The sequence below is a fragment of the Vibrio sp. dhg genome, from assembly GCF_003443775.1.
GTDB classification, from domain to species: domain Bacteria; phylum Pseudomonadota; class Gammaproteobacteria; order Enterobacterales; family Vibrionaceae; genus Vibrio; species Vibrio natriegens.
Map to the genome: position 1 here is coordinate 1,457,215 of NZ_CP028943.1, position 11,236 is coordinate 1,468,450.

At 44.9% G+C, this 11,236-nt stretch carries 10 protein-coding genes; 4 read left to right on the top strand and 6 right to left on the bottom strand.

The genetic code is table 11. The features are described 5' to 3' along the window. Positions 1 to 163: 163 nt before the first annotated feature. The 5 genes from hcaD to hcaE are packed head-to-tail and all read right to left on the bottom strand — an operon-like array spanning position 164 to position 4,378. Positions 164 to 1,369 (bottom strand): 3-phenylpropionate/cinnamic acid dioxygenase ferredoxin--NAD(+) reductase subunit, encoded by a 1,206-nt coding sequence (gene hcaD, locus DBX26_RS06765; RefSeq protein ID WP_118118403.1) that lies wholly within the window; start codon positions 1,367 to 1,369, stop codon positions 164 to 166. A 9-nt stretch (positions 1,370 to 1,378) separates the two neighbouring features. After that, on the bottom strand, positions 1,379 to 2,191 hold the full coding sequence (gene hcaB, locus DBX26_RS06770; protein WP_065299597.1) for a 3-phenylpropionate-dihydrodiol/cinnamic acid-dihydrodiol dehydrogenase: 813 nt from the start codon (positions 2,189 to 2,191) through the stop codon (positions 1,379 to 1,381). Next, positions 2,188 to 2,505, bottom strand: a complete 318-nt coding sequence (gene hcaC / locus DBX26_RS06775; RefSeq protein WP_020333182.1) for a 3-phenylpropionate/cinnamic acid dioxygenase ferredoxin subunit — start codon at positions 2,503 to 2,505, stop codon at positions 2,188 to 2,190. Before hcaC ends, hcaB begins: the two co-directional genes overlap by 4 nt. Beyond that, on the bottom strand, positions 2,505 to 3,023 hold the full coding sequence (gene hcaF / locus DBX26_RS06780; protein WP_020333183.1) for a 3-phenylpropionate/cinnamic acid dioxygenase subunit beta: 519 nt from the start codon (positions 3,021 to 3,023) through the stop codon (positions 2,505 to 2,507). Before hcaF ends, hcaC begins: the two co-directional genes overlap by 1 nt. Beyond that, positions 3,020 to 4,378 carry a 3-phenylpropionate/cinnamic acid dioxygenase subunit alpha gene (gene hcaE, locus DBX26_RS06785; RefSeq protein WP_118118405.1) on the bottom strand — a complete coding sequence of 453 codons (1,359 nt, stop codon included), beginning with the start codon at positions 4,376 to 4,378 and terminating at the stop codon, positions 3,020 to 3,022. Before hcaE ends, hcaF begins: the two co-directional genes overlap by 4 nt. Before the next feature lie 136 nt (positions 4,379 to 4,514). On the opposite strand from hcaE, the gene hcaR reads away from it, so the two are divergent. The 4 genes from hcaR to DBX26_RS06805 all read left to right on the top strand — a co-directional run bounded on the left by hcaR (position 4,515) and on the right by DBX26_RS06805 (position 8,270). Further along, a complete protein-coding gene (gene hcaR / locus DBX26_RS06790) occupies positions 4,515 to 5,408 on the top strand; it encodes a DNA-binding transcriptional regulator HcaR (protein ID WP_118118407.1) in 894 nt (297 codons plus the stop codon). Positions 5,409 to 5,684: 276 nt separating this feature from the next. Further along, positions 5,685 to 7,067, top strand: coding sequence for an ATP-binding protein (locus DBX26_RS06795; RefSeq protein WP_014231694.1), 1,383 nt, complete (start codon positions 5,685 to 5,687; stop codon positions 7,065 to 7,067). Positions 7,068 to 7,149: 82 nt separating this feature from the next. Continuing rightward, the gene (locus DBX26_RS06800; RefSeq protein ID WP_065296761.1) at positions 7,150 to 7,587 is read left to right on the top strand and encodes a DUF4157 domain-containing protein; all 438 of its coding nucleotides are present in this window, start codon (positions 7,150 to 7,152) and stop codon (positions 7,585 to 7,587) included. A gap of 170 nt (positions 7,588 to 7,757) precedes the next feature. Next, positions 7,758 to 8,270, top strand: coding sequence for a hypothetical protein (locus tag DBX26_RS06805; protein ID WP_118118409.1), 513 nt, complete (start codon positions 7,758 to 7,760; stop codon positions 8,268 to 8,270). 205 nt (positions 8,271 to 8,475) lie between these two features. On the opposite strand, the gene DBX26_RS06810 is transcribed toward DBX26_RS06805, so the two are convergent. Further along, the gene (locus DBX26_RS06810; RefSeq protein ID WP_118118411.1) at positions 8,476 to 11,235 is read right to left on the bottom strand and encodes a hypothetical protein; all 2,760 of its coding nucleotides are present in this window, start codon (positions 11,233 to 11,235) and stop codon (positions 8,476 to 8,478) included. Position 11,236 lies beyond the last annotated feature (1 nt).

Below are 11,236 nucleotides of genomic sequence, written 5' to 3' on the forward strand. Positions count from 1 at the left end.
TGTTCTTTGAAGTTTAGAAACAGTTCGTCATTAATGGCAATTATAATGATGGAATTGTTAATAGGTTTCTTAATGAGGTGTTGTCAGTGGTCTGACTCGTTTGGTTAGGAACACAAAAAGTAGCCGAGAGTGGCTCGGCTACTTTGTCTTGGCAGAGGAGAGGTCATTTTAACAGGCTTTTTAGTGCCACAGTCTCATCAGTTATGGACGGTATCTCGACAACTGTACCTGAATCGATCAACTTTCTTAGTACACGGATTTCGCGACCTTGATTTAAAGTGATGGCGCCTTTTACCTGATTGTCTACTACGTTAAACCAGATTGCTTTGTGAGTTGATACATCACCACGGATTATCCAGTGCTCACCGTGAATATCACCCACAAACTGCAGATTAAGATCGTATTGATCGGTCCAGAACCAGACCGCACCAGGTTGACTAAAAGGTTGCTCCAGCATTGCCGAGGTTGCGATATCGGCTTGTTGGTTGGCATTTTCCCAAGTTTCTTTGCGTACCAGTTGACCTTGCGCATTTTTACACAGGGTGACGTCTCCAGCGGCAAAGATATTTGGGTTGGATGTCTGACATTGGTTATTCACGATAATGCCGTTGTGTGTTTCCAGACCAGCCTGTTGAGCGAGCTGATCGTTTGGTTCAATACCTATGCCGTATACTACTCGATCGCCTTTGATTTGCTGGCCGTCCTGCAGCGTAAGGGTGACGTCACTAGCGGATTCGACTAACTCAATTTGGGCATTGAAGTAAAACTTTACGCCACGATTTTGGTGATAATCTAGCAGAAATTCTTGTACCGGCTTAGGTGTGTTGCGTCCCATCAATACCGGAGCGGCTTCAATTACGGTCACTTCACATCCGCTTTGGCGCGCGCTGGCGGCAACTTCCAGACCAATAGTTCCGGCACCGACAACGATGATACGCTCCTGTTTTTGCAGATGAGGCCTCAAGGCTTGAGCATTTAGACGATGACGTAAAGTCAACGCTCTCTCTCCGAGTTCATCTAATAACGGAAAACGGCGTGCACGAGCTCCGGTAGTGATTAGCAACTTATCAAAGTCTATAAACGTACCATTCTCTAGGCACAGTCGTTGCTGTTGCGGTTCAATGGCTTTTACCGTGTATTGCTGCGTTATGTTGACTTTATTTTGCTGCCACCAGTCGCTTGGCAGGATAAATTGCAACTGGGGATCGTCATCTAATAGTGCCGCTTTTGACAAAGGTGGACGCTCATAGGGCATAACGGTTTCATCACAAATTAGTGTGAGACGTCCATCAAAGCCTTTTTGGCGTAAATAGGCGGCAGCCATCGCTCCCGCCTGACCGCCACCTATGATTACAAAGTGTTTTTCCATGGATTCTCCTTACAGATCGAGACCTGCTGCAACGTGACGGATACCACGAATACCAAGACCGGCATCGGCATTGATCATCACACCTGTCAGCGTTCGGTTATTGCGTCGCGACGCTAGCATCACGTATGGTCCGGTAAAATCTTGGGTTTCTGGCATAGACTGCAGCGGCAGAATTGCTGCTACTTTTTCGGGGGTTAGTGAATCCATAATCGCGCAGTCTTGCTGATTGAGTGATTTAGGACCACGAAGATCCGTCGCCATACCACAAGGTCCAACGCCGTTAACACGCACTTTTGGTGCTAGCTCGTAAGCCAGTTGACGGATTAGACCGACCGCAGCATGTTTACTGGCCGTGTAAAGTGGACCTCCACCACCCGGATACCAGGCGGCGTTGGACAGGGTAAAAATCATGCTGCCCTGGCTTTCAATCAAAGCTGGTGCGGCGGCCTTGGCTCCAAGAATGTAGCCAAGCACGTTCACACCGAGCAATTCGCTGAACCCTTGCTTTAAATTCTCAGCCGGAGTTTTAACCAGCGATGCATTGTGATCCCAGATACCAGCATTACCAATAAAGCAGTCCAATTTACCAAACTTAGTTAGGGCTGCGTCTACAACACGCTGGTTATCTTCCACTGATGTTACGTCACCCTGAACGGCGACAATTCGGTCGCCAAACTGGTGCTTAAGAGAGGCTATTTTGTCTGCAGAGATGTCGAGCGTGGCAATGTTTGCACCTTCTTCAATAAAGCGCTCTATTAGTGCCAGCCCAAGCCCGGATCCACCTCCGGTAATTAAGACGACATTGTCTTGTAAATCACTCATGACGCCTCCGGTAAATCAATGTAGACGGTGCCGTCCTCAACACTGACCGGGTAGGTGGCAATGGCATCGGTGGCGGGAAGGCAAAGTGCTTTCCCCGTTTTTAGACAAAAACTGGCGGCATGTAGCGGGCATTCCACTGTCGCATCATCTTCCAAGTAGCCTTCAGACATAGAGGCGTTACCATGACTGCAACGATCATTCATCGCATAAAATTCGTCGCCAACATGAAACAGTGCGATAACTGGGTCGGCATCAATCCGGAGAGCCTCACCTTCCGGTAACTCTTCAACGAGGCAAGCTTTAATTCGGTTCATCAGAAAAGCACACTAAGGTTATGAGAATTGATAGTCGCTTGGTCGAGAACAATCTCTCGTTTTAACAAGCTCCAGTTGTTGTCGGTATTGGTTTGTTTCACCAAGTCAAAACGAGTGCCGACATAGAAGGTTTCATCGCGTTCTTTTTGTGCGCGATACAGTATGTAATTGACTCTCGCGGCAAAAACACCCGGTAGTTCAGTTTCTTCCACCTGACAGTTGGTAATTAAGTGGCGAGTTCTTGAAGGTGGTTCTTCCGCCCATGCCATACCGGTTTCCAGACGGGCAATGCGTCGTTCAAGCTGTGACTTGGTATCATTAAAAATCCATGTCGTCGGTGGCTGCTTGCCTTTGCGACGATCACGGGTTTGAGCATTCACAGTAGTGCGCATCGTATAAGCCAGCTCGTCGTCCAGCAGTTCTAGCCAATCGCGGAACTTCCAGTCATCGAGTAATGTGGCTTCATGAAATAAGAACTGACTGATTTCGTGATGAATTTGAAGAGATACTGGTTTCATTTCAAAACCTCCTGTTGAAAAGCATCAGTCTTGGTTTGAATTTCATCCCAGCTTTCACTCGTTAGCAGGTCTGCCCAGCGCTGATACATGCCGCGTGCCGCTGTTTCTGAGAAGATATAGTTGGTGATACCTGGAACACCATCTTCACGCTGTTTTTCTTGACCAAGTCCCATTTCAAGACACAAAGTGCTATTTCGAGCTCGGTGACCTTTAAGTAATTTCTGAATTTCGCACCAGTTTTCTGAATCATCCTGTTCAAGGAAACCAGCAGGACCAAATGCGCGAGTGGCACTGTTTTCGAATGCGGCTTTTACTTCATCAGAGGCCGTTTTGTCAGTGATACAAAATGCCCATACTTCTACCTGATCAGGACCTTTTGGATGCCAGACACGCAGCGTAGCTGTACCATTTAGCCATGATAAAGTCGGGAAGATGTTGTTGTGACCAGCCAAGCGTAATGCACGGACTTCTCCAAGACGTTGTTTAGCTTCTTCGTAGGTATCTCGGTAATAACGGGCTACTTCGCCATCTACCCATACGTTTGCATCCGGATTTTCTGTAAAGAAGAAGCCGCTGCCATGCCCATCTTGTCCAAACTGAACAGCATCTTTGGCTGATTCCCAGACTGGTCGGGCAGTCTGATCTGCACCAAGTTTTCTGTCGGAGTCATCGTTGGCACCTAACACCTGCACCGCAGAGGCGTGCGAGAAGAGTGCATGATATTGATCACTGGCAAATTGCTCAGCTGGGAATTTCCAATTACAGTTGATCACCCATTTCTGGACACCACCTACGATTTCGGTTCCACCCTCGCGGCGATCTAATACACCATCCAAATACCAGGCGATATCACCTAAATATTCTTTAAGATCCGGAGCACTGGTATCCCAGTTAGCAAAAATCAATCCCTTGTAACTTTCGACACAAGGTACTTCATTCAGGCCCCACTGTGATTTACACAGACCTTGGGGATAAGCACGTGGTTCTAGCGGTACATCGATCAGGTTACCGTCGATACCGTATGACCAGCCATGATAAGGGCAGGTGAAAGCGCGAGTATTTCCGCAGTCACCATTGCTGACGCGCATAGCGCGGTGACGACACTGATTAAGGAAAGCTTTGATGCTGCCATCTTTTTGGCGTACAACAACTACAGCGTCTTCCCCCATGTAAGTGTTAAAAAAATCACCGGGTTTAGGAATTTGGCTTTCGTGGGCTAAAAATAGCCAGCATCGACCAAAAATTCTTTCTAATTCAAGTTGATATATATCAGGATCTGTATAAATACTTGGGGTGACACGGCCATTTGTGCTATCGATCAGACTGTAGATGTCCAGTTTTGAGTGTGTGGTCATATTATTGATATCCTCGGGTTACAGAGTTATTGACCTTATTTGTAGAGTCCCTAATCATGTTGCAGATTGGTAGGGAAAGTGTGAAATAGTTAATTTGTATTAAGTAATCGTTTTCACCTATAAATAGGATAAAACCATGGAATTAAGGCACTTACGTTATTTTGTTGCTGTTGCGAAAGAGTTAAATTTTACTCGGGCTGCGGCGAAGTTACATACATCACAGCCATCGTTGAGTAGTCAGATAAAGGATTTGGAAGAATGCGTGGGCGTGCCATTGCTAACGCGTAATCGAAGAAAAGTGACGATCACTGCAGCGGGGGAGTTATTTCTTAAGGAAGCTATTTCGATATTGGAGATGGCTGAAAACGCCAAGATTAAAGCAAGACAGGCAATGTTAAACGATAAATCAATAACGATTGGTTTTGTGCCTTCAGCAGAAGTTAACGTATTACCTGAAGTGCTCCCGTTACTACGACTTGAAAATCCGGATATGCAAATAGAGTTGAGTAGTGTCATCACCACGGAGCAGGAATCCCAAATACTCGACGGTCAGCTTGATGTAGGCTTCATGCGTAACCCTGTTATTAGCCCATTTGTAGAAAGTATGGTTGTGTTTAGTGAGCCGCTAATCGTGATGTTGCCCGTATCGCACCCTCTGGTTTCGCACTCTGAGATTAGTCCGTCGATGCTCAATGGGCAGGATTTTATTGCCACAGATCCGCTTTATTCAGGGGCCTTGTCGCCAATGGTTAAGGATTATCTTAATTCCACAGAATGCCAACCAAATATTGTACAGACGTCGACTAATATCTTGGTTACGATGAATTTGGTTGGGATGGGATTAGGGCTTACTATATGCCCGGGTTATATGGAAAAATTTAATCCAGGTAATGTGGTTTTTCGCCCATTACAAGGAGAAGCACCACGTTTTGATCTTATTATGGCGTGGAACAAAGATAATCAAAATCCAGCTTTGCAGGAACTGGTTTCCATTGTGAAGTCAAAATTTAATGAGCCGAGAATTAATTAATTCCTTTTATTGAAATAAATATCTCTTGTTTTAATTTAATAACGGATAGCCAAATCGAAGATTTTTTTTTGCCATAACCGATTTTTCTAGTGGGATATGTTTTCCCATGTCTAGCTTTAAGCGATCTTTTTTGGGCAATAACTTGACCATTTAATTATCCAAATTGGTATGAGTCGAGCAAGTCCGCGTATCATACGTTACCAATACCCCAGCTTTGCCTATACTTTTACAGACTGGTTGAATGAGCAATGAGTTGTGTATGGTGGAGATGGCTAAATGGCGTTAATCGATAGCGATTACTATGGTGATAACCCAAACAATACAACGGCTAATATGGTAGCACTGTATCGGGAAGTGGACTGGCTAACCAATGTTATTAGCCAAGTTATCTGTAGCTATCTAAAACAAGACGGACATGAGCAGCATTGGATTGATATTCCTCCACCAGATACAGCACCCGGTAGCAGTTTGTATGCTGACATGCTCATTGACTGGGAGTTAAACGTTTTTGAACGACTCGCATTAGCCTTGGCAATGGCGCCTTCAATCCGTCCCGATGCACTGGATTTCTTTTTTGGTCTTAACGGGATGATTGATCGTCCATTCACCGAGTTTGGTGGCGTCGCTGATCGAACATTCAGCGGTTTTGTACCTACGGGCCAAACGCTCAATTTTTTAATCAGTGCCAATAACCCTGAATGGCGTGTCCATACGATGTCTATTCTCTCTTCCCAACATAAGCTGATGGCAGAGCAAGTCACAGAGCTGCTCTCTGTTGAGTCAGGAATCCCAAGTTTAGCAGGTGTCTACCGTTTGAATGACCACTGGCTAAATTATTTCATTACGGGTGAGCAGCATCGGCCAGAGTTAAGTACGAGCTTTCCCGCACATCCGTTAGATACGCCGCTAGAATGGTCGGAATTGGTGTTGGAGCATAACGTAATGAGCCAGATTGACGAGATCCGCGCCTGGCTCGCCCACGGCAATACTCTGATGCAAGACTGGCAACTGGCGAAAAAAGTAAAACCCGGCTATCGAGCTGTGTTTTCTGGGCCACCCGGTACAGGGAAAACACTGACGGCTGCATTGCTTGGTAAGTCAACTGGCAGAGACGTGTATCGGGTCGATTTGTCGATGGTGGTTTCAAAGTACATAGGGGAAACCGAGAAAAATTTGTCGCGCGTATTCGACGCTGCCAGTTACAAAGAGTGGATACTGTTTTTTGATGAAGGCGATGCTCTGTTTGGCAAACGGACTGAAGCCAGTTCTTCAAATGATCGCCATGCTAACCAGCTTACGGGATACTTATTACAAAAGATTGAGGACTTTCCCGGAACGGTGATTGTTGCGACCAATTTGAAAAGCAATATGGACGAGGCTTTTACTCGTCGATTCCAAAATATGGTGCATTTCACCATCCCCGGCCCAGAGGAGCGCTTGCAGCTGTGGAAAAATGCCTTCCACAATGTATGTGATCTTGCTGATGACGTTGACTTAAACAGCATAGCTAGTGATTACCAGATGGCTGGTGGGCAAATTATTAATGTCCTTCGGCAATGCGCTCTAACAGCAATACGTCGAAACGAACGAATTGTATATCAACAAGATATTATCTCGGGCATTCGGAATGAGTTCAAAAAAGACAACAAACTGGTCTAAATTGGTGTTTGCGCTTTATTGCATAATGCACGTTCGATCCTAGACTCAATGTAAGCTAGAGCAACGTTTGAGGATAACCAAAGTGTTTTCTGAGCTTAAAAAACAGTCTACTTCACAGTCCAAAGAATCTGTCCAACGTAAATCCGGTCAAGCAAGCGCGCAAGTCTTGGAAGATAACCGTGAATCTAATGCTATTCAGCGTCAACCGAACCGCACAGGCCTACCGGACAACTTAAAGTCTGGTATGGAACGCCTTAGCGGCCAGAGTCTTGACCATGTCAAAGTGCACTATAACTCCAGCAAGCCGGCAGCCGTTCAGGCTCACGCGTATGCGCAGGGCAGCGATATCCACCTTGCATCCGGACAGGAAAAACACTTACCTCACGAGTTGGGACACGTCGTTCAGCAAATGGAAGGTCGCGTTAAGCCAACGACTTCTGTCGGAGGAATGGCAGTAAACGATAACCCATCTTTGGAAAATGAAGCGACAGAGATGGGGAATAGGGCGTTGAAAATGTAATTCGTAAGAAAGTAGTTAGTGGTAATCAATTAGTATTATTTTTTGTAATATTAAATAACACTTGAAAAGATAGGTTATAAATAAAAATATTTTTAAGTGAAATCATGCTGTTTGAGGGTTGCTAATTACATAATGTGAAGAAATAATATCAAGACTAAAGGGTGTGTAGAATGTATGCAAAATTAGATATACCAAAAGAAAGCCAATATAACTCAGTAAGAAGACATGTTTCCCAATATAAAAGGGAAAAAACACATGGTACTGTTTTTATTGATAATCGTCCAAATACTGCAGTCCAACAAAACCGACTAGATGTATCCTATAGTCGTACTAAAGATCGTAGGACGAGTTCTCTACATGCTCCCTCATTGCAAGTAAAAGAAAGAGTGGCGCAACGTGCAAATGGTAGCGGTAATGCCAGTAGTAACACTAACCAATCCAACACGCAGCAGGGACCCGCCAGGCACATATTACGTATAGCAGGCTTATGGATGGCAACCAATAGAGCTCTTATTTCTCAGTCTTTTACACCGTATATGTATTATGCCATGGGACAGGCACATGAAGCCGGTGCTTGGTTTACGATGGGGAGGAATGCGCGTCTTTTAGCATTAAGAAACCCACTCGCGTTTGGACCACTAGCGTTGGGGCTTTTTGGTATGACAATGAGGTATCGTCAATAAAATTGACTAATACTTGAACTAAATCTTTGTATACTACCAGGTAGTTATAGTTAATTTATCAACATTGAATTTAGGTGAAATATTTAGTGTCACCTAAATTTAATGTTATCACTCAATAAGTTAAAATTTAACTTTTACATATTAACTGGTTGGAATTAAAATGACGAAGATTATTTAGTTGTAGTTCTTACAGTTAATATTTTTCTTACGGCTTATCCCCCTCCATTGTCAGCCATCTGACCACCAACAATATCCATATAATTAATGCCATAAATCCAAGTAGTATCGGAACCTGATAGGCTTTAAAGTATGGGTCTGCGACAAACACCAACATTAATGCAGCCAGAGAGCCGATACATAGCAGGACGAATGGCAGTTGAACGAGATATTTTCTGAGTTCGTAATACCAGTTGCTGATAATGAGTACGGCGGCAATACCAATAAAGACAACAAACAGTATCGTGCGTAATAACCATCGGTTTGGACAGATCCAGTCCATCACAACCAGAATCTGCTCTTGTAATGCAGCGAACATGGATGGTAGTGACGAAGTTTTTGGATAAAAGGTGTCATCCACCAATTGCTGGCTTAGGTCATTCAGTGGGATTGGCTGGTAAGCCGCACCGATAAAGCTCCAGCTTGAAAGGCGAAGTAGCTGTGTTAGCTCGATTTCTGAGTTACGGTTAAATTCAGTAATGAGCATAGGAACAATCTGTTTAAACAGTTTTTCGACCGCGAGCTGATCGCTTTGGTTGCTCAACCAGTGATGGAATTCCTGTATTTGAGTCAGTTCTTGTTGTGCGATGGCCTCTTGAGATGAATCGCTTTGACCACTTGTTCCAGTTGTGTCAGCGGTATCAACCTGAGGGCGTATGATCATTAAATTTGTAACTTGGCCAAGAGCATTGAGGTTATCAAATTGATAGAAACTGGAAGAGTCTTCACTAAGAACCTGATTGGCAGGTATAACAACGTTGAGAAAATAGCGATCGTGTGGACTTGCTACAACATCGCTACTGCTGGCAATGTCGGATCCTTCCTGCTTGAGTAAAGCAAATTTGAGTTCGCGTACAAAGGTAATAAATATTTGCTGACTTTGTGACGTTTTCAGTACCGATAAGTCGATATCCAATGTAATACCATCGCCAATGCTAGGGACTGGTTCGATACCTAAGGTCATGATTGGCTTCATTCTATTAATGAAGCTGCTGTCGAGGGGTTGATCAATGGCGTCTACCAATTGATCGATTAACGGCTTATCCAAAAGCTCGATTAGGGACACTAAAGTTAAGTCTCTTGGGGTTGTCACAACAAGGTCGACCTCGCTGCGATAGCGATGAGCCAATCGAATAAACTGAGTATTATCTGGTTCTGGCTTCCAATTCGGCGGTAAGACTAACAAACTACCACTGTTGCTTGGTTTTGCCACTGCGCCAAAAAAGCCGATGCGGTCAAGCTGACTAAAATTGATGACTTGCTGTTCTTCGGATTGATACCAGTATGGAAAAAAGCCATAGAAAGTTGCATCGTTAAAAATGGAGTCGCGACTGTCCTGACAACCACAACCCTCAGGTGCTTCCCAGACCACTGGTATACTCGTATCAGGAGCAAGCCCGGATTTATAGGCTACTTTGAGTACATTCTCGGCGTCGCTCGACGAAGTATCTATACCTTCAAGCGTCATTGCCGCTTGCATCAAATACTCGCTGGCGAAAACCTGATTAGCAATAGGCTCAAGTAGTTTTTGCAGACTTGCAGGTACGACGTAGATGTTCTGCTTTTGTAGTGCGGTTGCAAGGGCATCGCTGTCTAGCTGCCAGGTTATCAAAGGCGCGGTGGTTTTCGTTGTCGCAGTGGTGCTGCTTTCTGTTACACTCTTTCCATCATCAGCCGTTTGTGGGCTGGTGTCACTGTTGCTTTCATCGTCAGATGTCGTTGCGCTTGTCGTAGAGCTGCTACTTGAATCTGAGGCAGAAGAAGCCGTTGAATCAGTATTGGAGCTTGAACTAGGCGCAGAACTGGACGTTGAGCTTGTACTAGAACTAGAACTAGAACTAGAACTAGAACTAGAACTAGAACTAGAACCGGAGCCTGTCGTTGTATCGGAACTTGATCCAGAGTCTGTAGCGTCACTATTTTTGCTGGTTTGGGATGTGGTGGTACTTTCGGTTTCACTATTACTTTGTGTCGCTTGGTCAATACTCTGAGATTGAATAAAGCTGTTAAGGTCCAATGCTGGATTGAACGTGACATCAAGCTGATCAATAAGCGTCACTAACTGGTTATAGAGTTCGTTTCTTTGTGAGAACTGTTGCTTTCCTAAGGCGGTGAGTGCAGTGAGCGTCGCTTGTCTGTTGAGGTCATTATCAGTCAGTTGGTAGTAATAGCTTGGTATATTGGCTTGAGAGCCTGATGATGAAGAACCAGTAGAGCCGGGAATCAGATCTGGCGCTAAGAGCTCAGCCAGTTGTGATGAACTCAAAGTTAGCAGTTCTCCTGAGTCGACACTGTCTCTCCAGTTCGGGAATACGGCACTAATTTCTGCCGCACGTGCCAGATCTTTCAGCGTTGTGTCAACAAAATCTGAACTGCTGCCGGAGGTTTCACTTACAGTATCCGAAACGTTGAAATCATTACAAAAATTAATTAGCCACTGGCGAGTTACTGGGCCGAAAATGCCGTCGGTTAACAGCCTTCCATTGGATTTAAATGCCGCCTGATAAGCCGCGTCAGGCTGGTAAATCACCTTCAATTGCTGCTGAATGACGCGCCCGTTATAACGGGAATCTTTGGTTGGCAATTGGCCGCTGCAACTGTAGGCGGAAGTCGATGCCGATGGAGCTTGTGCCGACACCGATAAAAAGGACACCCAGATTATTGTGGCGACTAGTAGCCAGCGCAGTACAGTGCGGCCGTGGTTGATTAGATGATGACTATGAATCAGGTTCAGGAAGAAATCATTCATG

What these genes read in the sequence shown, in the direction of transcription:
- hcaD (WP_118118403.1), bottom strand. Translation starts at nt 1,369, where the DNA reads ATGGAAAAACACTTTGTAATCATAGGTGGCGGTCAGGCGGGAGCGATG.
- hcaB (WP_065299597.1), bottom strand. Translation starts at nt 2,191, where the DNA reads ATGAGTGATTTACAAGACAATGTCGTCTTAATTACCGGAGGTGGATCC.
- hcaC (WP_020333182.1), bottom strand. Translation starts at nt 2,505, where the DNA reads ATGAACCGAATTAAAGCTTGCCTCGTTGAAGAGTTACCGGAAGGTGAG.
- hcaF (WP_020333183.1), bottom strand. Translation starts at nt 3,023, where the DNA reads ATGAAACCAGTATCTCTTCAAATTCATCACGAAATCAGTCAGTTCTTA.
- hcaE (WP_118118405.1), bottom strand. Translation starts at nt 4,378, where the DNA reads ATGACCACACACTCAAAACTGGACATCTACAGTCTGATCGATAGCACA.
- hcaR (WP_118118407.1), top strand. Translation starts at nt 4,515, where the DNA reads ATGGAATTAAGGCACTTACGTTATTTTGTTGCTGTTGCGAAAGAGTTA.
- DBX26_RS06795 (WP_014231694.1), top strand. Translation starts at nt 5,685, where the DNA reads ATGGCGTTAATCGATAGCGATTACTATGGTGATAACCCAAACAATACA.
- DBX26_RS06805 (WP_118118409.1), top strand. Translation starts at nt 7,758, where the DNA reads ATGTATGCAAAATTAGATATACCAAAAGAAAGCCAATATAACTCAGTA.
- DBX26_RS06810 (WP_118118411.1), bottom strand. Translation starts at nt 11,235, where the DNA reads ATGAATGATTTCTTCCTGAACCTGATTCATAGTCATCATCTAATCAAC.